The organism is Streptomyces sp. NPDC005925 (assembly GCF_040638805.1).
Lineage (GTDB): Bacteria > Actinomycetota > Actinomycetes > Streptomycetales > Streptomycetaceae > Streptomyces.
Genome location: NZ_JBEXVL010000004.1, coordinates 280,683 through 303,107 on the forward strand (window position 1 = coordinate 280,683; position 22,425 = coordinate 303,107).

The 22,425-nt window shown below is 72.2% G+C and carries 17 protein-coding genes, 2 pseudogenes and 1 riboswitch; of the genes and pseudogenes, 18 read left to right on the plus strand and 1 reads right to left on the minus strand.

Annotated features, from left to right (window positions below; genetic code table 11):
- Positions 1-290 precede the first annotated feature (290 nt).
- Positions 291-3,827 carry a transcription-repair coupling factor gene (mfd, locus tag ABZ354_RS08145; protein ID WP_358654183.1) on the plus strand — a complete coding sequence of 1,179 codons (3,537 nt, stop codon included), beginning with the start codon at positions 291-293 and terminating at the stop codon, positions 3,825-3,827.
- A gap of 165 nt (positions 3,828-3,992) precedes the next feature.
- On the opposite strand, the gene ABZ354_RS08150 is transcribed toward mfd, so the two are convergent.
- Positions 3,993-4,181, minus strand: coding sequence for an antitoxin (locus ABZ354_RS08150; RefSeq protein ID WP_358654185.1), 189 nt, complete (start codon positions 4,179-4,181; stop codon positions 3,993-3,995).
- A 180-nt stretch (positions 4,182-4,361) separates the two neighbouring features.
- On the opposite strand from ABZ354_RS08150, the gene ABZ354_RS08155 reads away from it, so the two are divergent.
- The 17 genes and pseudogenes from ABZ354_RS08155 to ABZ354_RS08235 all read left to right on the plus strand — a co-directional run bounded on the left by ABZ354_RS08155 (position 4,362) and on the right by ABZ354_RS08235 (position 22,424).
- The gene (locus tag ABZ354_RS08155) at positions 4,362-5,180 is read left to right on the plus strand and encodes an HNH endonuclease family protein (protein WP_358654187.1); all 819 of its coding nucleotides are present in this window, start codon (positions 4,362-4,364) and stop codon (positions 5,178-5,180) included.
- A gap of 151 nt (positions 5,181-5,331) precedes the next feature.
- Positions 5,332-5,469 (plus strand): annotated as a pseudogene (locus ABZ354_RS08160) (DUF6183 family protein); the annotation flags it as partial.
- An 86-nt stretch (positions 5,470-5,555) separates the two neighbouring features.
- Positions 5,556-5,964 (plus strand): annotated as a pseudogene (locus ABZ354_RS08165) (DUF6183 family protein).
- Positions 5,965-6,171: 207 nt separating this feature from the next.
- Positions 6,172-6,840 (plus strand): hypothetical protein, encoded by a 669-nt coding sequence (locus ABZ354_RS08170; RefSeq protein WP_358654189.1) that lies wholly within the window; start codon positions 6,172-6,174, stop codon positions 6,838-6,840.
- A 38-nt stretch (positions 6,841-6,878) separates the two neighbouring features.
- A complete protein-coding gene (locus ABZ354_RS08175) occupies positions 6,879-8,357 on the plus strand; it encodes a protein kinase (RefSeq protein ID WP_358654353.1) in 1,479 nt (492 codons plus the stop codon).
- A gap of 182 nt (positions 8,358-8,539) precedes the next feature.
- Positions 8,540-9,187 (plus strand): SurA N-terminal domain-containing protein, encoded by a 648-nt coding sequence (locus ABZ354_RS08180; protein WP_358654191.1) that lies wholly within the window; start codon positions 8,540-8,542, stop codon positions 9,185-9,187.
- An 88-nt stretch (positions 9,188-9,275) separates the two neighbouring features.
- On the plus strand, positions 9,276-10,268 hold the full coding sequence (locus ABZ354_RS08185; protein WP_358654193.1) for a nucleoside triphosphate pyrophosphohydrolase: 993 nt from the start codon (positions 9,276-9,278) through the stop codon (positions 10,266-10,268).
- A gap of 26 nt (positions 10,269-10,294) precedes the next feature.
- Positions 10,295-11,581 (plus strand): cytochrome P450, encoded by a 1,287-nt coding sequence (locus ABZ354_RS08190; protein ID WP_358654195.1) that lies wholly within the window; start codon positions 10,295-10,297, stop codon positions 11,579-11,581.
- Between the two features lie 186 nt (positions 11,582-11,767).
- Positions 11,768-12,754, plus strand: a complete 987-nt coding sequence (locus ABZ354_RS08195; RefSeq protein WP_358654197.1) for a transglycosylase family protein — start codon at positions 11,768-11,770, stop codon at positions 12,752-12,754.
- 184 nt (positions 12,755-12,938) lie between these two features.
- Positions 12,939-13,109, plus strand: a riboswitch (cyclic di-AMP (ydaO/yuaA leader).
- A 3-nt stretch (positions 13,110-13,112) separates the two neighbouring features.
- Positions 13,113-13,835, plus strand: a complete 723-nt coding sequence (locus tag ABZ354_RS08200; protein ID WP_358654199.1) for a transglycosylase family protein — start codon at positions 13,113-13,115, stop codon at positions 13,833-13,835.
- Between the two features lie 443 nt (positions 13,836-14,278).
- The gene (gene eno, locus ABZ354_RS08205; RefSeq protein ID WP_358654201.1) at positions 14,279-15,559 is read left to right on the plus strand and encodes a phosphopyruvate hydratase; all 1,281 of its coding nucleotides are present in this window, start codon (positions 14,279-14,281) and stop codon (positions 15,557-15,559) included.
- Positions 15,560-15,687: 128 nt separating this feature from the next.
- Complete coding sequence (locus ABZ354_RS08210) at positions 15,688-16,161, plus strand: septum formation initiator family protein (protein WP_358654203.1); 474 nt, start codon at positions 15,688-15,690, stop codon at positions 16,159-16,161.
- 69 nt (positions 16,162-16,230) lie between these two features.
- On the plus strand, positions 16,231-16,761 hold the full coding sequence (locus ABZ354_RS08215; protein ID WP_358654205.1) for a DUF501 domain-containing protein: 531 nt from the start codon (positions 16,231-16,233) through the stop codon (positions 16,759-16,761).
- Complete coding sequence (locus tag ABZ354_RS08220) at positions 16,758-17,714, plus strand: Ppx/GppA phosphatase family protein (protein WP_358654207.1); 957 nt, start codon at positions 16,758-16,760, stop codon at positions 17,712-17,714. The genes ABZ354_RS08215 and ABZ354_RS08220 overlap by 4 nt, the downstream gene beginning before the upstream one ends.
- 353 nt (positions 17,715-18,067) lie before the next feature.
- Positions 18,068-18,904, plus strand: coding sequence for a hypothetical protein (locus ABZ354_RS08225; RefSeq protein ID WP_358654208.1), 837 nt, complete (start codon positions 18,068-18,070; stop codon positions 18,902-18,904).
- A gap of 472 nt (positions 18,905-19,376) precedes the next feature.
- Positions 19,377-20,762: an NAD(P)/FAD-dependent oxidoreductase gene (locus ABZ354_RS08230; protein ID WP_358654210.1), complete on the plus strand. Its 1,386-nt coding sequence runs from the start codon at positions 19,377-19,379 to the stop codon at positions 20,760-20,762.
- Positions 20,763-21,122: 360 nt separating this feature from the next.
- The gene (locus ABZ354_RS08235) at positions 21,123-22,424 is read left to right on the plus strand and encodes a cyclopropane-fatty-acyl-phospholipid synthase family protein (protein WP_358654212.1); all 1,302 of its coding nucleotides are present in this window, start codon (positions 21,123-21,125) and stop codon (positions 22,422-22,424) included.
- The last annotated feature ends 1 nt before the right edge of the window (position 22,425 follow it).

Sequence of the window (22,425 nt, forward strand, 5' to 3'; positions counted from 1 at the left end):
CCCTCGAACACGGGGGACGCGGGAAGAAGCGGTGCCGGAAGCCCGAGGGGGGCTTCCGGCGCCGTGCTGCTGCGCGCGGCGGGGGCGCGGACGCCGGTTCACGGCTCACCGGCGCCGCCATGACCCGCGGGGTGGATCACGCCGTCCGGCGCCCCGGTCCGCCGCCCGCGGGCACCGCCGTCCACAGCCCCCCACACCCGCGCCCCCGCCGTCGTACGCTGGGAACACCCCCGGCCCGCAGCGCGCGTCGGGCTCGTCGTGTTGCCGACCCGGACGGAAAGCCCCCTTACATGAGCCTGCACGGTCTGCTCGACGCAGTCGTCAAGGACCCCGCCCTCGCGGAAGCGACCGGCGCGGCCTCCGACGGCACCCGCACCCACGTCGACCTGGTCGGTCCCCCGGCGGCCCGCCCCTTCGCCGTGGCCGCGCTGGCCCGCGACTCCGGCCGCCCCGTGCTCGCCGTGACCGCCACCGGCCGCGAGGCCGAGGACCTGGCCGCCGCCCTGCGCTCCCTCCTGCCGCCCGAGGGCGTCGTCGAGTACCCCTCGTGGGAGACGCTCCCGCACGAGCGCCTCAGCCCGCGCAGCGACACCGTGGGCCGCCGCCTCGCCGTCCTGCGCCGCCTCGCCCACCCCACCCCCGACGACCCGGGCACCGGCCCTGTCTCCGTCGTCGTCGCGCCCGTGCGTTCCGTGCTGCAACCGCAGGTCAAGGGCCTCGGCGACCTCGTGCCGGTCGCCCTGCGCCACGGGCAGACCGCCGATCTGAACCAGGTGGTGAACGCCCTCGCGGCAGCCGCGTACGCGCGCGTGGAGCTGGTCGAGAAGCGCGGCGAGTTCGCCGTGCGCGGCGGCATCCTGGACGTGTTCCCGCCCACCGAGGAGCACCCGCTGCGCGTGGAGTTCTGGGGCGACGACGTCGAGGAGATCCGCTACTTCAAGGTCGCCGACCAGCGTTCCCTGGAGGTCGCCGAGCACGGCCTGTGGGCGCCCCCGTGCCGCGAGCTGCTGCTGACCGAGGAGGTCCGCGAGCGCGCGCGTGCCCTCGCCGAGGCCCACCCGGAGCTGGGTGAACTGCTCGGCAGGATCGCCGAGGGCATCGCCGTCGAGGGCATGGAGTCTCTCGCGCCGGTCCTCGTGGACGACATGGAGCTGCTGCTCGACGTGCTGCCCAAGGGCGCCATGGCCGTCGTGTGCGACCCGGAGCGGGTGCGTACGCGCGCCTCTGACCTGGTGGCGACGTCGCAGGAGTTCCTGCACGCGTCCTGGGCCGCCACGGCCGGCGGCGGCGAGGCGCCCATCGACGTCGGCGCGGCCTCCCTGTGGTCGCTGGCGGACGTCCGGGAGCGGGCCCGTGAGCTGGACATGATGTGGTGGTCGGTGTCGCCGTTCGCCGCGGACGACGCGCTCGAGGAGGCCGACACGCTGAAGCTGGGCATGCGCGCCCCGGACACCTACCGCGGTGACACGGCGAAGGCCCTCGCCGACACCAAGGGCTGGCTCACCGGCGGCTGGCGTGTGGTCTACGTCACCGAGGCGCACGGCCCGGCCGCCCGCACGGTCGAGGTGCTCGGCGGCGAGGGCATCGCGGCCCGCCAGGCCGCCGACCTGACGACCCTGACCCCGTCCGTCGTCCACGTGGCGTGCGGCTCGATCGACTACGGCTTCGTCGCCCCGGCGCTGAAGCTCGCCGTCCTCACCGAGACCGACCTGTCCGGCCAGAAGGCCGCCGGCCGGGACGGCACCCGCATGCCCGCGCGGCGCCGCAAGACGATCGACCCGCTCACCCTGGAGCCCGGCGACCACATCGTCCACGAGCAGCACGGCGTGGGCCGCTACATCGAGATGGTGCAGCGCACCGTGCAGGGCGCCACCCGCGAGTACCTGGTCGTGGAGTACGCGCCCGCCAAGAGAGGCCAGCCGGGCGACCGGCTGTACATCCCCACCGACCAGCTGGAGCAGATCACCAAGTACGTCGGCGGCGAGGCGCCCACGCTGCACCGCCTGGGCGGCGCCGACTGGACGAAGACGAAGGCCCGCGCGAAGAAGGCCGTCAAGGAGATCGCCGCCGATCTCATCAGGCTCTACAGCGCCCGCATGGCCGCCCCCGGCCACGTCTTCGCACCGGACACGCCGTGGCAGCGCGAACTGGAGGACGCCTTCCCGTACGCGGAGACGCCCGACCAGCTGACCACGATCGCCGAGGTCAAGGAGGACATGGAGAAGTCCGTCCCCATGGACCGCCTGATCTGCGGCGACGTCGGCTACGGCAAGACGGAGATCGCGGTCCGGGCCGCCTTCAAGGCCGTCCAGGACGGCAAACAGGTGGCGGTGCTGGTGCCGACGACGCTGCTGGTGCAGCAGCACTTCGGCACGTTCGGCGACCGGTACGCGCAGTTCCCCGTCAGCGTGAAGGCCCTGTCGCGCTTCCAGACCGACACGGAGGCCAAAGCGGTCCTGGAGGGTCTGCGGGAGGGCTCGGTGGACGTCGTCATCGGCACCCACCGCCTGTTCTCCTCGGAGACGAAGTTCAAGGACCTCGGCCTGGTCATCGTCGACGAGGAGCAGCGTTTCGGCGTCGAGCACAAGGAGCAGCTGAAGAAGCTCCGCGCCAACGTCGACGTCCTGACCATGTCCGCCACGCCCATCCCGCGCACCCTGGAGATGGCGGTCACGGGCATCCGCGAGATGTCCACGATCACCACTCCGCCGGAGGAGCGCCACCCGGTCCTGACCTTCGTCGGTCCGTACGAGGAGAGGCAGATCGGCGCGGCCGTGCGCCGCGAGTTGCTGCGCGAGGGCCAGGTCTTCTACATCCACAACCGCGTCGAGTCCATCGACCGCGCGGCGGCCCGGCTGCGCGAGATCGTCCCCGAGGCGCGCATCGCGACGGCCCACGGCCAGATGTCGGAGCAGGCGCTGGAGCAGGTCGTCGTGGACTTCTGGGAGAAGAAGTTCGACGTGCTCGTGTCGACCACGATCGTGGAGTCGGGCATCGACATCTCCAACGCGAACACGCTGATCGTGGAGCGCGGCGACACCTTCGGCCTGTCCCAGCTGCACCAGTTGCGCGGCCGGGTGGGGCGTGGCCGCGAGCGCGGCTACGCCTACTTCCTGTACCCGCCGGAGAAGCCCCTGACGGAGACGGCCCACGAGCGCCTCGCGACCATCGCCCAGCACACGGAGATGGGCGCGGGCATGTACGTGGCCATGAAGGACCTGGAGATCCGCGGCGCCGGAAACCTGCTCGGCGGCGAGCAGTCCGGCCACATCGCCGGCGTCGGCTTCGACCTGTACGTGCGCATGGTCGGCGAGGCCGTCGCCGACTACCGGCGCCAGCTGGAGACCGGCGAGATCGAGGAGGAGCCGCCGCTCGACGTGAAGATCGAGCTGCCGGTCGACGCGCACGTCCCGCACGACTACGCGCCCGGCGAGCGCCTGCGCCTGCAGGCCTACCGCGCCATCGCCTCCGCCAACAAGGAGGAGGACATCAAGGCCGTCCGGGAGGAACTCGTCGACCGCTACGGCAAGCTGCCGGAACCGGTGGAGAATCTGCTGCTCGTGGCCGGCCTGCGCATGTTCGCGCGTGCCTGCGGCGTCGGCGAGGTCGTTCTGCAGGGCACCAGCATCCGGTTCGCGCCCGTGGAGTTGCGCGAGTCGCAGGAGCTGCGCCTGAAGCGGCTGTACCCGGGCACGGTGATCAAGACGACGGCCCGCCAGGTCCTGGTGCCGCGTCCCAAGACCGCCAAGGTCGGCGGCAAGCCGCTGGTCGGCCGGGATCTGCTGTCCTGGGTGGGCGAGTTCCTCACGTCGATCCTGGGTTCGTAGCCCCTGGTGCGACCGTCGGTCCTGGGTTCGTAGCCCCTGGCGCGACCGTCGGTCCTCAGCTCGTGGCCCCTGGTGCGACGCACCGCACACGAAAGCCGTCCGCGGGACGTGGGATTCCGCGGACGGCCTGTCTGCGCCGCGCGGTGGCGCGGCAGAGCCCCGTGCCTATCGTCGCTGGTCCTTCGGCGGCTGTTCGCGGCGCATCCCGCCGGCTCCCTCGGCCCGCTGCTGGACGTCGTCGATCTGCTGCTCGTACTTCCCGCCGGTCCTTTCGTTGATCCTCTGCTCGGCGGCGTCGGACTGCTTCCTGGCCTTGCCCAGCGACTGATTCTTGAAGCGGTCGAAGATACCCATCCGGTACTCCTCCCAGTGCTCCCCCGGAAGGTGCCTCTCTTCTGACGATACGCCGCGGATATCGCGCATGCCCGTTTGTCGCGGAGGTGGTCTGAACCTCTCGCTCGCTACGGTGTGGCCCTACGACCGTCCGTACGCGACCGGCTCCGGACGGCACACGGAGGGGAAAGGACGCACCGCATGCGCCCGGATACACACCCACGTCCCTGTCTGCGTCCCTGTCTGCGTCTGCGTCTGCGTCTGCGGGTCGGGACGGCGGTCCTCGCCGCGAGCACGGCGCTCGGTCTCCTCGTGTCGGGATGCGAAGGCCTCGACGGCAGCGATGCCCCTCCGGGCGGTCACGGCCCGGCCGCACCCGGCGACGGCCGCACGGCCGGCCCGTTGGAGAACCCCGACGGCACGAAGCCGGGCCTCGCCCCCGTGACGACGGACACGGACCGGGCGACGGCCCGCGAGCTGATCGAGGGTCTGCGCACCAAGGGCCGGGGCCCGAAGACGGGCTACGACCGCGACGAGTTCGGCTACGCCTGGATGGACACGGGGGACGGCGTACCGCTCGCGAGGAACGGGTGCGACACCCGCAACGACCTCCTGCGCCGCGACGGCCGGCACCTCCGCTTCCGCACCGGATCCCGCTGCGTGGTCGTCGCCATGACCCTGGACGACCCGTACACCGGCACGACCGTCGAGTGGCGCAAGCAGCAGGCCACCGACGTGCAGATCGACCACGTGGTGCCGCTGTCGTACAGCTGGCAGCTGGGCTCCGCGCGCTGGCCGGAGAACAGGCGCGAACAGTTCGCCAACGACCCGCTGAACCTGATCCCCGTTGAGGGCCGGGCCAACTCGGCCAAGAGCGACTCCGGCCCCGCGTCCTGGCTGCCGCCCGACAAACGGATCAGGTGCGCCTACGCGATCCGCTTCACCCAGGTCGCCGTCAAGTACGAGCTGCCCGTCACGGAGCCGGACAAGCGGACGATGCTGCGGCAGTGCGGCGGCTGACTGCGCTGCCGCACGGCCGCGGCGGCCCTCGCCCGCACCGTCACGCCGTGCCGCCGCGACCGCGGAGAACGCGGGGGGACCACGGACCGTGGACGCGTACCCTCCTGCCGTGGCCCACGACATACGGAAGATCGTGACCGGACTGCCGGGGATGAAGAGCGTCACCGGTGTGTGGAAGGCGGCCGACCGGCGTCTCGCGCGCGGGGACGCCGCCTTCGTCGCGGACCTCGGCATCGCGCTCGCCGGGGCGTACGGCTCCGACGCGGCACGGATGTGGCAGTACCGGAGCGTCTTCGGCCATCAGCCGGACCGCTGCTCCCCCTACGCGGCCTCCCTGCCGGCCTCCAGTCACCCGGCGGAGGAACTGGCCGTCGCGTGCGCCTGCGTGACGGGGCCGGGGCCCGGCGTGGTGGTCAGCAGCCGGAGCAGGTCTGCGGTTGGTCACGTCACCGGAAGTCGCCCACCGGAACCCTCTCGGTTTCCCTCTGCTCGCCCGGCCGGGCCTGGCGAATACTCTTCGCCGCCGCCTCCATGGGAGGCGCCTACAACTCGGGCCTGCGCGGCGCCTACGGCCGGCTGGCGGCCTGGCAGTCCCTCGCCGGGCTCGCCGGGGCCGCGGAGTACGGCACCGCGCGAGACCTCGACCCGCGTACGGGAGTCCGCCTGGTACCACTTCGACGCAGGCACGGCGTGGTTCGATCGCGTGGCCTGGGACATCGGCCTGGCCGCGCTGTCCGCGGGCCGCCGACGGCTCGCCGTACTGGCCGCGACCGACACCGACTGAACGGACACCGGCCGGGAGCCCGGCCCAACCCGGTTCACGCACCCGGCCGCCCGGGCCGCGTTCCCGGTTTCCGGAAGTGCCTCCCAGTACAACGGTTCGGTACAACCACGAACCGGTCCCACTCGTCGGGCTATACGCTCGGTCTCCCATCGGGCACGGTCACTCGCACCGTGCCCTCTGTCAGCCAACACCCGGTCCAGGAGCAACATGTACGGCCATGGCGCGGCGCCGCCCACCCGCAGCGCGGCAACGGTCATCACCCTGCGCGTGCTGTTCGCCGCCGCCGGTGTCCTCACGTGCGGAGTGTTCGCGTGCGTGCCGCTGTTCCGGGTCGCGCTGCTGCGCGGCCGCGGCTACCAGTGGACCGTGGCCTGGCTGAGCCTGCCCGTGTGCATCGCCTGCTTCATGGTCATCGGGGTGCTGCCGGAGACCGACCGCCGCACCGACGTCGCGCTCGCCCTGGTGCTCCTCATCGGCGCGGCCGGCAGCGCCTGGTTCGTGACCGTCGACATCCGCTTCCACAACGAGCTGCGACGCGCCGCCGGTTACGGCGGTGTACCGCTGTCGCAGGCCCCCACGGTGCATTCCGCCTACGGCTACCCGCACTCCGGGTCGCCGTACGCGCAGACGCGGGTACCGCAGGCGCACCTGCCGCAGAACCAGGCCGGCCCGACCCCCACGGCGAACCCGATGCCCCTCACGGCGCCGCCCGCACAGCCGCACGGCACCGTGCCGCCGCCGGTCCACCCGACGCCCGTACCGCCCACGTCCGGACCGCCGCCCGGCCCCGCCCGCATCGACCAGGTCCGCGCCGAACTCGACGAACTCAGCGACTACCTGCGCAGGCAGGACGGCACCCAGCAGGACGGCAGGTGACCGCGGCGGCGGGACGCGTCGTCGCCGACCGCTACGAACTGTCCGCGCTCATCGGACAGGGCGGCATGGGCCAGGTCTGGACGGCCTACGACCAGCGTCTCGACCGGCGCGTCGCCGTGAAGCTGCTGCGCCCGGACAAGGTCGCCGGGCACGAGGCCGACGAACTGCGCCGCCGCTTCCTGCGCGAGTGCCGCGTCACCGCGCAGGTCGACCACCCCGGCCTCGTCACCGTCCACGACGCGGGCAGCCACGACGACGAACTGTTCCTCGTCATGCAGTACGTCGACGGCTCCGACCTCGGCGACCACCTCGCCGAGCACCGCCCCTACCCCTGGCCGTGGGCGGTCGCGGTCGCCGCGCAACTGTGCGCCGTCCTCAGCGCCGTGCACGCCGTGCCGATCGTGCACCGTGACCTCAAACCGCGGAACGTGATGGTGAAGCAGGACGGCACGATCACCGTCCTCGACCTCGGCGTCGCCCACGTCATGGACACCGACACCACCCGCCTCACCCACACCGGCACCCCCATCGGCTCGCCCGCCTACATGTCCCCCGAGCAGGCCATGGGCGGCGCGGTCGGCCCGTACACCGATCTGTACGCACTCGGCGTCGTCCTGCACGAACTGCTCAGCGGAGACGTGCCGTTCGCCGGCTCGACCGTCCTCGGCGTGCTGCACCGGCACCTGTACGAGGCGCCGCTGCCCGTGCGCCGCCTGCGCCCCGAGGTGCCCGAGCCACTCGAAACGCTCGTCCTGCGCCTGCTCGCCAAGGACCCCCAGCACCGCCCCGCCTCCGCGCAGGAGGTCTACGAGGCACTCGTCCCGCTGCTGCCCCCGCGCGGCACCCCCGGCGGAGCCCCCCTCGACCCCACACGGCCGTTCCTGCGCCCGCACTCCCCCTGGCCGGACCGGGCCCGCACGCCCGCGCCGCAGCCCGCCCCGGCCACCCGGAAACAGGACGTCGCCGCCGCCGTCGACGAGGTCAAGCAGCTGCTCGGCGAGGGCCGCATCACGCAGGCCGTCGACATCCTCGGCGCGATCCTGCCGACCGCCGCCCGGCAGCACGGCGAGCACTCCCCGGTGGTGCGCACCCTGCGCAAGCAGTACGCGGCCACCCTCATGGACGACGGCCAGTACCGGCGCGCCCTGCCCGAGCTGCGCCGCCTCGCCGACGAGCGCGCCGCCGAGGCCGGCCACGCCGACCCGGGATCCCTCCGGTTCCGCTACGACTGCGCCCAGTGCCTGGAGGCGCTCGGCGAACCGGCGGCGGCCCTCGCCGAGTACCGGTCGCTGCTGCCCTACTACGAGAACCAGTACGTCGCCGCGGGCGACCCCGCCCTCGCGCACGACGTCCGGCGCCGCATCGGCCTGCTGCTCCTCGCGCTCGGCGACCGCCCCGCCGCCCACGACACGCTGGCCCGCCTGCTGCACGACCTGGAGCGCACCCACGGTCCCGCGCACCCCGTCGCGGCCGAGGTCCGCCGGACACTCCAGTGGCTCGGACAGGTACACGGCTGACACGCGTCCCCGGCCGCCGTGACGGCACGGACCAGCGGGCCCGTACGGTCACGCGACGGGGCGTGGTGCCGGAACTGGCAGCGAATCGTTGGTCGAATGGGTTGGCCAAAGCCCCGCCACTGCCTAACATCGATCACCGCAAGACTTTGTGCATCGGCGCACAATCTCCTCAGGAGGCTTCCTTGCACCGCCGTAGTCGCTCCGTGTTCCTCCTCACCGCCGCCATCGCCGCGGCCCCGCTGGTCACCGCCTGCGGCAACGACGCGCATCCGGGCGCGGCGGCCGTCGTCGGCGGACAGCGGATCACCGTCGCGCAGCTGGAGAACCGGGTCAACGAGGTGCGCGAGGCGCAGCAGGCCGGCGTGCGGGACCAGGCACAGTACGAACAGGCCATCTCCAGCACCGGCACCCTCACCCGCGACACCCTGCACAACATGGTCCTGGACCAGGTGCTGCACCACGCCGCGCGCGACGCGGGCGTGACCGTCACCCGCCGGGAGATGCAGCAGATGCGCGCCGGCCTGGAGCAGCAGGCGGGCGGCGCCGAGGGCCTGGAGGCGACCTGGCTCCAGCAGTACGGCATCGCCCCCAAGCGGCTCGACGAGAACATGCGCCTGCAGCTGGAGGCCCAGAAGCTCGCCAAGCGGCTCGGCACCGACACGTCGCGCCCCGAGTTCTGGAAGGCCCTCTCCGAGGCCTCCAGGGATCTCAACATCGACCTCAACCCGCGCTACGGCACCTGGGACGTCGAGAAGAGCGGCCGCGTCGACGCGAAGACCCCGTGGGTACGGGACGTGACGACGGCGGGGCCGCAGCAGCAGCCCGCGTGACCCCGACCGGGCCGCCGGCGCGAACCGCGCCGGTCCGCGCGGCCTGTGGACAACCCACGGCGCTGTCGGCGCCGTGGGTTACGTTCGGATGGTGAACGCATCCAGCCCCGAAGCCGCCGGTTCCGAAGCCGCCGCCCCCGGCCGTGTCGTCCTGCTCACCACCAGCCACCGCGTCGCCCCCGGTCTGCTGTCCTGGCCCGCCTGGCAGGCGCTGCGTGACGCCGACCGCGTGCTGTGCGCGGACGGCACGCATCCGCAGCTGCCGTATCTGCGGGAGGCGGGCATAGCCGTCGAGGAGACGTCGCCGACCGCCGAGGACCTGCTCGACGCCTGCGCCGGCGGGCACACGGTGGTCGTCGTGGCGAGCGGGGAGGGCGAGCCGGCGCTGACCGACGGTCTGGCGCGGCTCGCGGGCTCGGGCCGGGTGCGGATGCCCGAGCTGGAACTGCTGCCCGCCTCCTACGACCTGCCCGGCGCCCGCCTCCTCGACCTCGTCCAGGTCATGGACCGCATCCGCGCGGAGTGCCCGTGGTCCTCCCGGCAGACCCACGAGGGGCTGGCGAAGTACGGCATCGAGGAGGCGTACGAGCTGGTCGAGGCCATCGAGGACGGCGACCGCGAGGAGCTCCGCGAGGAACTGGGCGACGTCCTGCTGCAGGTCGTCTTCCACGCCCGCATCGCCGAGGAGCACCAGGACGAGCCGTTCTCCATCGACGACGTGGCCGGGACGATCGTCGCCAAGCTCGTCCACCGCCACCCGCACGTCTTCGGCGACGCGACGGCGACCACCCCCGAGGAGGTCAAGGAGCACTGGCTGCGCACCAAGCAGGTGGAGAAGCAGCGTACGTCCGTCACGGAGGGCGTCCCGCTGGGCCAGCCGGGCCTGGCCCTCGCCGCGAAACTGGCCTCCCGTGTCCGCACGGCGGGCCGGGAGGTGACCGTCCCCCGCACCGGGGGCGTCGGTGACGACCTGCTGCGGCTGGCCATCGAGGCCGAGGCGGCCGGGGTCGACCCCGAGGCGGCCCTGAGAGCGGCGGCGCGGGCCTACCGCGACGCCATCAGGGACACGGAGCGGGACTGACAGGCCCGGGGGATACCGTCGGGCCCGTGACCGACCAGCCCGCCCCCCGCGCCGCCGCCGCCCCCGCCGGGGCTCCCGAACTGTTCACCTGGGAGTTCGCCACCGACCCCTACCCCGCCTACGCCTGGCTGCGCGAGCACGCCCCCGTGCACCGCACCCGGCTGCCCAGCGGGGTGGAGGCCTGGCTGGTCACCCGGTACGCCGACGCCAAGCAGGCCCTCGCCGACCAGCGGCTCTCCAAGAACCCGGCGCACCACGACGAGCCCGCGCACGCCCGGGGCAAGACCGGCATCCCCGGCGAGCGCAAGGCCGAGCTGATGACCCATCTGCTCAACATCGACCCCCCGGACCACACCAGGCTGCGCCGCCTGGTCAGCAAGGCGTTCACACCGCGCCGCGTCGCCGAGTTCGCCCCCCGCGTGCAGGAGATCACCGACCGGCTGATCGACGGCTTCGCCGCGCGGGGCTCCGCCGACCTCATCCACGACTTCGCCTTCCCGCTCCCCATCCACGCCATCTGCGACCTGCTCGGCGTCCCCCGCGAGGACCAGGACGACTTCCGCGACTGGGCGGGCATGATGATCCGGCACGGAGGCGGCCCGCGCGGCGGAGTCGCCCGCTCCGTGAAGAAGATGCGCGGCTACCTCGCCGAGCTCATCCACCGCAAGCGCGCCGCCCTGCCCGCCGAACCGGCCCCCGGCGAGGACCTCATCTCCGGTCTCATCCGCGCCTCCGACCACGGCGAACACCTCACGGAGAACGAGGCGGCGGCGATGGCGTTCATCCTGCTGTTCGCCGGCTTCGAAACCACCGTCAACCTCATCGGCAACGGCACCTACGCCCTGCTCACCCACCCCGGCCAGCGTGCCCGCCTCCAGGACTCCCTGGCCGCCGGCGAACGCGGCCTGCTGGCCACCGGCGTCGAGGAACTCCTGCGCTACGACGGCCCGGTGGAGCTGGCCACCTGGCGGTTCGCCACCGAGCCGCTCACCGTCGGCGGCCGGGACATCGCGCCCGGCGACCCCGTCCTCGTCGTCCTGGCCGCCGCCGACCGGGACCCGGCACGGTTCGCGAACCCGGACGTCCTCGACCTCGGCCGCACGGACAACCAGCACCTCGGATACGGGCACGGCATCCACTACTGCCTCGGCGCCCCGCTCGCCCGCCTGGAGGGGCAGACCGCGCTCGCCACACTCCTCACCCGGCTGCCCGACCTGCGACTCGCCGCGGACCCGGCCGAGTTGCGGTGGCGCGGCGGCCTCATCATGCGCGGACTGCGCACCCTCCCGGTCGCGTTCACACCGGAGGCCTGACACGCCGTAGGGACGGAGCCGTCCCTTTACACCACGCACATGACTGCCCGTCAGCAATGTGATCTTCACGTGATCTGCGCGGCATGAACTTGTGACTGCTGTTCGAATACCTATACGTTCCGCATCAGCGTGGCCCCGAGTCACACCCGCCGCGCCGTTCACCGCTGTCTCGCGAAAGGTCCGCGCATGCTCTCCGGGAACGGTCGTCACCGTCGCCCCCGCCAGGCTCCGGCACTCCTTGTCGCGGCCGGGGTGACCGGCTCCGCCATCGCCATCCCGCTGCTCGGTGCCACCAGCGCCGGCGCGGCCGAAGGCGCCACGTGGGACAGGGTCGCCGAGTGCGAGACCGGCGGCTCCTGGAGCCAGAACACCGGCAACGGGTACTACGGCGGGCTGCAGTTGACCCAGGAGGACTGGGAGGCGTACGGCGGCCTCGAGTTCGCGGCCAGCGCCGACCGGGCGAGCCGTTCGCAGCAGATAGCCGTCGCCGAGAACCTGCTCGACGACAAGGGCGCCGACGCCTGGCCGACCTGTGGACTGCTCGCCGGCCTCGGCGGCGACACCGGCGACGCCGGTGTGGACACGGGTGTGTCCGAGTCGCCCGGCACGGACGGCATCCCGGGCGACACCTCCGACGGCACCTCGGACGAGCCGGGTGCGTCCCTGCCCACCTCGTCCGACGGGTCCGCCACCGACTCCCCGGACTCGGCGGACTCCGCCGCCGAAGCCGGTGACACCGGTGACTCCGGCGGACCGGACGAGGCCGGCGCGAGCCCCGCCCCCGGAGGATCCGCCGACACCACCCAACAGGACGACTCGGACAAGTCGGGGCAGAGTGGCGCCGCTTCGGCGGACCCGGAAACCGGCGGGACCGGCACGGGCCGTCACCGCGGCACCGGCGCGGACGAGGCCGGGGGAAGTGTCGGAGACGGCCGCGAGGACGGCTCCTCGGGCCGCCACGCCTCGCGCGACGCGGACGCCGCCCGTGACGCCGTCGACGGCACCTACACCGTCCGTACCGGAGACAACCTCTGGGTCATCGCCGACTCCCTCGACCTCCAGGGCGGATGGCACGGCCTCTACGCCGCGAACCGTGAGACGGTCGGCGACGACCCCGATCTGATCCTTCCCGGTCAGAAGCTTGCGGTACAGGGCGAATCGGTCGAAAAGTAGCGGGAGTTCACGTCATAGTTCGCTGCGTATTGTCCGATTCAGAGGCGATGAGAGATAGGTCTCAGAGGCCCTGATCCTCTTTGAAATCCGGGCGGGCGCGTGTCTACGGTCAGGACCGCTCGCCACTGGCGGGCCCCGGCCACCGCAACGCCGAATCCTGCCAGTGGCGGCCCGGGAACAGTCGTCGCGTCAAGCGCCGTAGGCAGGAGCGGGGGACCCAAGGTAAGTGCCGGAACCGGCTGTTGAGCCGGCCCCGGCTTGGGGTGGAGCCGCGCGCACCGCAGTGTGCCGCGGCCGGGCAACTCAACCGGCCCGAACCCGACAGCTCACCTCGCAGGCGTCGGTGAGGGGATCAACCATGCTGCTTTCCGGCACGGGCAAGCACCGTCGTCCGACCGCATTCCGGCGCTCCACCCGCGCCATGGCCGTAGCCGGCGTCGCCGGCGCCGCCGTCGCAGGGCCGCTGATGGCCTCCGGCACCGCCTCCGCCGCCACCGCCTCCGAGTGGGACGCCGTCGCCCAGTGCGAGTCCGGCGGCGACTGGTCCATCAACACCGGTAACGGCTACTACGGCGGCCTGCAGTTCTCCGCCTCCACCTGGGCCGGCTACGGCGGCACGCAGTACGCCTCGTCCGCCGACCAGGCCAGCAAGGCGCAGCAGATCGAGATCGCCGAGAAGGTCCTCGCGGCTCAGGGCAAGGGCGCCTGGCCGGTCTGCGGCACCGGCCTGTCGAGCGCCTCGCCCGGCGGCGGCTCCGACTCCGGTTCCGGTTCCGCGGCGGGCTCCGGCTCCGGCCAGAGCACGGGCGGCGGCGACACCGCCACCACCGACCGCTCCGCCGAGCAGCCCGCCACCCGCTCCCAGGAGCGCCCGGCCCAGAAGAAGACCGTCACCACGCCGACCGGCAAGAAGGTCAAGAAGGGCGACGGCGAGTACAAGGTCGTCAAGGGCGACAGCCTCAGCTCCATCGCCGACGAGCACCACGTCAAGGGCGGCTGGGCGAAGCTGTTCAAGCTGAACAAGGACATCGTCCAGGAGGCCGACCTCATCTACCCCGGTCAGCGGCTGCACCTGAAGTGAGCCACGGCCCGGACTGAACCCGGCCGCCGGAATCTGAACCCCGTCGCCCGCGCGTACGTATCTCTGTTCAGGGGCCCTGTTGCCCCTCGCGGGCCCGCGCGCGGCCCGGCCACCCCCGTCCCCACGGGCTCCCCGCCCCGGTGCGTCCTTCCCCCGTACGCACCGGGGCGGGGTCATGCGTACCGCCGCACATGGGGTCACGCGAGGCGATACGGGCCGGACGGCACATGCACAGGGCGCCGCCCCGCCCGTTCCCCCGGTCTTCATCCGCCACCCCCTTTGTTCCGACGGTGAACAATGGGTACCGTCTGACTGTCCACGGGACGGCCGGTCGGCTGGCCGACGGCCCGGGGACGGTTAGGCTCTAGTCGCACGGCACGTCAAGGCCGCCAAGGCCCGCGTGCCCCGCACTTCCAGCGTCACATCCGAAGAAGGAGATGCTCGTGCCGTCCATCGACGTCGTCGTAGCCCGGGAAATCCTGGACTCCCGAGGCAACCCCACGGTCGAGGTCGAGGTCGGCCTCGACGACGGCAGCACGGGTCGTGCCGCCGTCCCGTCCGGAGCGTCGACGGGCGCCTTCGAGGCCATCGAGCTCCGTGACGGTGACCCGAACCGCTACCACGGCAAGGGTGTCGAGAAGGCCGTCCTCGCCGTCATCGAGCAGATCGGCCCGGAGCTGGTCGGCTACGACGCCACCGAGCAGCGCCTGATCGACCAGGCGATGTTCGACCTGGACGCCACCGACAACAAGGGCTCTCTCGGCGCCAACGCCATCCTCGGCGTCTCCCTCGCCGTCGCCCACGCCGCGTCCGAGGCGTCCGACCTCCCCCTCTTCCGCTACCTGGGCGGCCCGAACGCGCACCTGCTGCCGGTGCCCATGATGAACATCCTGAACGGCGGCTCGCACGCCGACTCCAACGTGGACATCCAGGAGTTCATGATCGCGCCGATCGGCGCCGAGTCCTTCTCCGAGGCGCTGCGCTGGGGCACCGAGGTGTACCACACCCTCAAGAAGGTACTGAAGAGCAAGGGCCTGGCCACCGGCCTCGGCGACGAGGGCGGCTTCGCCCCCAACCTCGGCTCCAACCGCGAGGCCCTCGACCTCATCCTCGAGGCCGTCAACGAGGCCGGGTACACGCCGGGCGAGCAGATCGCCCTCGCCCTCGACGTCGCCGCGTCCGAGTTCTACAAGGACGGCGTCTACACCTTCGAGGGCAAGGAGCGCTCGGCCGCCGACATGACCGAGTACTACGCCGAGCTCGTCGAGGCGTACCCGCTCGTCTCCATCGAGGACCCGCTGTTCGAGGACGACTGGGAGGGCTGGAAGACCATCACCGACCGGCTCGGTGACAAGGTCCAGCTCGTCGGCGACGACCTGTTCGTCACCAACCCGGAGCGCCTGGCCCGCGGCATCGAGGACGGCGCCGCCAACGCCCTGCTCGTCAAGGTCAACCAGATCGGCTCGCTCACCGAGACGCTGGACGCCGTCGAGCTGGCGCAGCGCAGCGGCTTCAAGTGCATGATGTCCCACCGCTCCGGCGAGACCGAGGACGTCACCATCGCCGACCTGGCCGTCGCCACCAACTGCGGCCAGATCAAGACGGGCGCCCCGGCCCGTTCCGAGCGTGTCGCCAAGTACAACCAGCTGCTGCGCATCGAGGAGATCCTCGACGACGCCGCGGTGTACGCGGGCCGCAGCGCCTTCCCGCGCTACAAGGGCTGACCGGCCGGGCCCGCCGGGCCACGCCTGAGCCAGTCGTACGTACGTCCCCGTACGCGGTCCCGTACCGTGTCCGGGGACGTACGCGCGTGGAATGCGGACCCGGAAGCGGGAGCGGGAGGCGGGGAGACATGGCCGTGAAGGACCGGGACCGGTTCTCCACCACGACCAGGCTCAGGCTGCTCGGTGAGCAGACCGCGGCCCGGGTCTACCGCTCGCAGACCCGCCGCCAGGCCCGCCGCTCCCGCCTGACGGGGCGGGCGGCGCTCCTCGCCCTGGTGGTCTGCTCCCTGGTCGTGGCCCTGGCCTACCCGATGCGGCAGTACGTCTCCCAGCGCGCCGACATCGCCGACCTGGAGCGGCAGAAGCAGCAGGCGAAGGAGCGCGTCGAACGGCTGCGCGACACCAAGGCGCGCTGGCAGGACGACGCGTACGCCGAGCAGCAGATCCGGAAGCGGCTGCACTACGTGATGCCCGGAGAGACCGGCTACGTCGTGGTCGACCCGGGCGCCGTCCGGCAGTCCCGCGCCGACCGGGGACGGGCCGACCGCCCCTGGTACGCGAACATGTGGGACGGCGTCGACACGGCCGACGCCGCCGAATAGCACAGCAGACAGGCCGTGACGGACCGGCCGGACACGCCGGTCCAGGCAGACAGGTCGAGAAAGACAGGTATGGACACGCCCCCGCCGCCCACCCCGCGCACCGAGCCCACCGACGCGGACGTCGAGGCCTTCAAGGAGCAGCTCGGCCGCCCGCCGCGCGGCCTGCGGGCCATCGCGCACCGCTGCCCCTGCGGGCAGCCCGCCGTCGTGGAGACGGCGCCCCGGCTGCCCGACGGCACGCCCTTCCCGACGCTGTACTACCTGACGTGCCCTAAGGCGAACTCGGCGATCGGCACGCTGGAGGCGAACGGCGTGATGAAGGAGATGACCGAGCGCCTGGCCACCGACCCGGAGCTGGCCGCCGCCTACCGGGCAGCGCACGAGGACTACCTCCGCCGCCGGGACGCGATCGAGGAGTTGCGGAACTTCCCCAGCGCGGGCGGCATGCCGGACCGGGTGAAGTGCCTGCACGTCCTGGTCGCCCACGCGCTGGCGGCCGGACCCGGAGTGAACCCGCTGGGAGACGAGGCGCTGGCGATGCTGCCGCAATGGTGGGCGAGGGGCACGTGTGTGACGGGCACGCGGGAGGACGCGGAATGACCCGGGTCGCAGCGATCGACTGCGGTACGAACTCCATCCGCCTGCTGGTGGCCGACTGCGACCCCGCGACGGGTGAGCTCGTCGACCTGGACCGTCGCATGACGATCGTCCGCCTCGGCCAGGGCGTCGACCGCACGGGCCGGCTGGCCCCCGAGGCCCTGGAGCGCACGTTCGCGGCCTGCCGCGCGTACGCGGAGATCATCGAGGAGCACGGGGCGGAACGCCTCCGCTTCGTCGCCACGTCCGCGTCCCGCGACGCGGAGAACCGCGACGACTTCGTCCGCGGGGTGCGGGACATCCTGGGCGTGGAGCCGGAGGTCGTCACGGGCGAGCAGGAGGCCGAGTTCTCCTTCACGGGCGCGACCAGGGAACTGGCGGGCCGCGAGGATCTCGGCCACCCGTTCCTGGTGGTGGACATCGGCGGCGGCTCGACGGAGTTCGTCGTCGGCGACGACCACGTCCACGCGGCCCGCTCGGTCGACGTCGGCTGCGTACGGATGACCGAGCGCCACCTGGTGACGGACGGGACGGTCACCGACCCGCCGACGCCGCAGCAGATCGCGGCGATACGGGCCGACATCGCGTCGGCACTGGACCTCGCGGAGCAGACGGTGCCGCTGCGCGAGGCACGCACCCTGGTCGGCCTGGCCGGCTCGGTCACGACCCTCTCGGCGATCGCCCAGGACCTGCCCGCGTACGACTCGACGGCGATCCACCACTCCCGGGTCTCCCGCGAGCGTGTCCGCGAACTGACGGACCGGCTGGTGAACTCCACCCACGCCGAACGCGCCGCCATCCCCTCCATGCACCCCGGCCGCGTCGACGTCATCGCGGCCGGCGCCCTGATCCTCCTCACGATCATGGAACGGACGGGCGCGGAGGAGGTCGTGGTGAGCGAACACGACATCCTGGACGGCATCGCGTTCAGCGCGGCGAGCGGGGCCGGTTCGTAGGCGGTCCCGGGCCCGGGGGCGACGGTAGTCCCGCCTCCGCGGTTTCCGCCGTCGTGGCGCAGGTCCTCCGGCCGGACGCCCCACCGCCGTCCGGCAGACGGGCAGTTCTCGCTCGTGCCCTGCGCGGAACAGGCGCAGGAGCGCCCGTGCGGCCGCAGTTGGCCGTACGGGGGCGGGAGCCCGCCGTTCCCGGTCACGCGCTCGGTGCGCGCGACGGCGTGTACGCGCGTCCTGCTCGCGCGGGCGTCGTGTCCACGTGTCCTGCTCGGGCGGCCGCCTCCGCCGCCCATGTATCCCCTTTGTATCCCCACCCCCTTCAATCGCCGGGACACCGACGTCCCGGGAGGACACCCATGTCCACGCGTTCTGGAAGTCCTGGCAGCACGAAGATCAGCAGGCGCCGGGTGCTCGCCCTCGGTGGCGGGCTCGCCGGGGGCGCCCTCGTGGCGGGTGCGCCGTCCGCGTCGGCCGCGACCGACTGGATCCGGTTGCCCGTCGTCACGGCCAACATCGGCCGCAAGAATCCCGGTGCGCGTGAGGACGCCATCCACGACGTGCGGTTCGGCGACAGCGGCAACCGCCCCCTCGTGGGCTGGCAGGAGATCCGCGAGGGCGACAACGACAACCTCGAGTGCGCGTACATCGAGAAGTACTTCGGCGACGCCTACGCCAACCCCCATCTCTTGCACGAGACGGCCTACCGTGTCCCGCTCTCCGTGCCCGCGCCCTGGAAGATCGTCGAACGGGGCAACACCTTCGTGCACGGCGGCATCTCGGGCATCACGCCGCCGCGCTGGATCAACGAAGTGGTCGTGGAGCACGCCGACCACCCCGGTCTCGAGTTCGCGCTGATCAACACGCACTACATCGCGGGCGCGTACAACGGCGACGGGAACCCGAACCTGCGCGACGAGTGGGACCTGCACAAGCAGAAGCACAAGGACCGTGTGCTCGCCCACCACCAGGCCGGGCGCCTCGTCATCTGGACGGCCGACACCAACAACCCGAACTACGTGAAGGCCACCGGGTGGGACGCCGAGCGGCAGGTGTTCACCGGCGGCATCGACAGGATCAACTGGATGCCCGGCGACGGACGCGTCCAGCTCGACCTGCTGGGCACCCACAGCGTGGACATGCGCGTCGACGGTCACGACGCGCGTGTGGCCGTCTTCCGCATCCGGCTGGCCTGACGCCGAGCGGCGGTCCGGCCGCCGCGCGGCGCCCCCGCGCAGCCCTCGCCCGGCTCTCCCCTGAGCAGGCCGGACGGCGTATGAGCGTTCCGAGGGGTCCGGACGGGCCCCTCGGTGCCCCCTTCACGAGAATGTTCGTGAAGTTCTTCACAAGGAATTCGGCCCGGTCGTGGCACCGACGGGGGTCCGTTGACCGTTCTGGGTGCCCGACAACCCTTTGAACACGTTCAGAAGGCCTGGTGGGGGCCCTGCGGCGAGAGGCCTTCCGGAGCGGGCCGCGGACCCCTCACGTACCGGCCGAGGGTCCAGACGGGCAGCTCACGCGGTATGGGCAGGGCGTCGTCCGGGGCGCCGGGCCGCCCTCCCGCGTTCCGCCCACGCCAAAGGGGGCGCGGAGTTTAACACAAACGCCGTAGGAGCTTGTGAAGGGGCGCACGAGGTACCCCCCTCCCACGGGTGGATACTCGATGGCATGAGCACCACGGAGCGTCCCAGGATCCTCGTAGTAGGCGGTGGGTACGTAGGCCTGTACGCAGCTCGTCGCATTCTCAAGAAGATGCGCTACGGCGAGGCGACCGTCACGGTCGTCGACCCGCGCTCGTACATGACCTACCAGCCCTTCCTCCCCGAAGCCGCCGCCGGCAGCATCTCCCCGCGTCACGTCGTCGTCCCGCTGCGACGCGTGCTTCCCAAGGCGGAGATCCTCACCGGCCGGGTCACCACCATCGACCAGGACCGCAAGGTCGCCACCGTCGCGCCGCTGGTCGGCGAGGCGTACGAGCTGCCCTTCGACTACCTGATCGTCGCAATGGGCGCGGTCTCCCGCACCTTCCCGATCCCCGGCCTCGCCGAGCAGGGCATCGGCATGAAGGGCATCGAGGAGGCCATCGGCCTGCGCAACCACGTCCTCGAGCAGCTCGACAAGGCCGACTCCACCACCGACGAGGAGATCCGCCGCAAGGCGCTCACCTTCGTCTTCGTGGGCGGCGGTTTCGCCGGTGCGGAGACCATCGGCGAGGTCGAGGACATGGCCCGGGACGCCGCGAAGTACTACAACAACGTGTCCCGCGAGGACATGCGCTTCATCCTCGTCGACGCCGCGGACAAGATCCTCCCCGAGGTCGGTCCCAAGCTCGGCGCGTACGGCAAGGAGCACCTCGAGGGCCGTGGCGTCGAGGTCTACCTGTCGACCTCCATGGAGACCTGCGTCGACGGCCACGTCGTGCTGAAGAACGGGCTCGAGGTCGACTCCGACACGATCGTCTGGACCGCGGGCGTCAAGCCGAACCCGGTCCTCTCCCGCTTCGGTCTGCCGCTCGGCCCGCGCGGTCACGTCGACTGCGAGCCGACGCTCCAGGTCAAGGGCACCGACTACGTCTGGGCCGCCGGCGACAACGCCCAGGTCCCGGACCTGGTCGGCCGCAAGGCCGGCAACGACAACGCCTGGTGCCCGCCGAACGCGCAGCACGCGCTGCGGCAGTCCAAGGTGCTCGGGGACAACGTGATCTCCGGCCTGCGCGGCTTCCCGCAGCGGGCGTACAGCCACGCCAACAAGGGCGCCGTCGCGGGCCTCGGCCTGCACAAGGGCGTCGCGATGATCGTCATGGGCAAGATGAAGATCAAGCTCAAGGGCCGCCTCGCCTGGTACATGCACCGTGGCTACCACGGTCTGGCGATGCCGACCTGGAACCGCAAGATCCGCGTCTTCGCCGACTGGACCCTCGCCGTGTTCCTCAAGCGCGAGGTCGTCTCCCTCGGCGCGATCGAGACGCCGCGCGAGGAGTTCTACGAGGCCGCCAAGCCCGCGCCGCAGGCCGTGACGGCCGACCGGGTGGGGGAGAAGACCAAGGTTTCCTGACCCCGCCTCACGGTCACCGTACGGCCCGTGCCACGCGTACGGCCCGTACAGCGCTCCGTTCGCCCCGAAGGGGCCGCCCGCCATCCGTGGTGCGGGCGGCCCCTTCGGTGTTTCCCCGACCCACGTGCCGTCCGGGGCCGCGTGTCCACGCCTCGTCCGTGCGACGCTCCCGACCCCCCGTGCTCCCGGCCGCCCCCCGCGTACGCCCGACACGCCCGCAGGCGGTCTTCCGTCGCGCCCCGACCTCGTGCAACATGCACTTGTTTTGCCCGCTCATGACCCCCAGCGGGACTGTAAGGCGGACGTCAGGTGTTTACGTAGCAAGCGGTCACCAGGACCGTTGTCACGGAGGTGTGCGCCATGGCAGATGCCGCGTCGCGGCTGAACGGCCTCTTCGAACAGTTGCTGGGAGCCCCGCTCCCGGTGCGTATCCGCGCCTGGGACGGCTCGACGGCGGGCCCACCCGGCGCGCCCGTGCTGGTCGTCCGCAACCGCCGCGCGCTGCGCCGCCTGCTGTGGAAGCCGGGGGAACTCGGCCTGGCCCGCGCCTGGGTGGCCGGCGACCTGGACGTCGAGGGCGACCTCTACACCGCGCTCGACGCGATCTCCGGCATGGTCTGGGAGCGCGACGAGGACGCCAGGACGCTCGCCGAGGCGCTGCGCGATCCCGAGGTACGGGCCGCGGTACGGGGGCTGGTGAGGCTCGCCGGACCGCCGCTGCCGCCCGCCCCGCCCCGCGAGGAGGTGCGCGGACGCCGCGGCCACCTGCACACCAGGCGCACCGACAAACGCGCGATCAGCCACCACTACGACGTGGGCAACGACTTCTACGAAATCGTCCTCGGCCCGTCCATGGTGTACTCCTGCGCCTACTGGGAGGCCCCCGAGGCCAAGGGCGGCACCCTGGAGGACGCGCAGCGCGACAAGCTCGAACTGGTATGCCGCAAGCTCGCCCTGAAGCCGGGTCAGCGGCTGCTGGACGTCGGCTGCGGCTGGGGCTCCATGGCCATCCAGGCCGCCCGCGAGCACGGTGTGAGCGTCGTCGGCATCACCCTGTCCCAGGAGCAGGCGGCGTACGCCCGCAAGCGTGTCGCCGACGAGGGGCTGACCGACCGGATCGAGATCCGCGTCCAGGACTACCGGGACGTCCGCGACGGACCCTACGACGCGATCTCCTCCATCGGCATGGCCGAACACGTCGGCGCCGACCGCTATCTGCGGTACGCCCGGGACCTGCACGGCCTGCTCGAACCGGGCGGGCGGCTCCTCAACCACCAGATCGCCCGCCGGCCGCAGCGCGACGAATCGGCGTACAACGTCAACGCGTTCATCGACGCCTACGTCTTCCCCGACGGGGAGCTCGCCCCGGTCGGCACCACCGTCACCCAGCTGGAGCGCGCCGGGTTCGAGGTGCGCGACGTGGAGTCGATCCGCGAGCACTACGCGCTGACACTGCGCCGCTGGGTGACCAATCTGGAGGCCGACTGGCGGCGCGCCGAGCGGCTCGCCGGACCCGGCAGGGCCCGCGTCTGGCGGCTGTACATGGCGGCGTCGGCCCTGGCCTTCGAGCACAACCGCATCGGCGTCAACCAGGTCCTGGCCGTGAAGCCCCGGGAGTCCGGATCCTCCGGCATGCCGCTGCGCGCCCGCACCTGGAACTGAA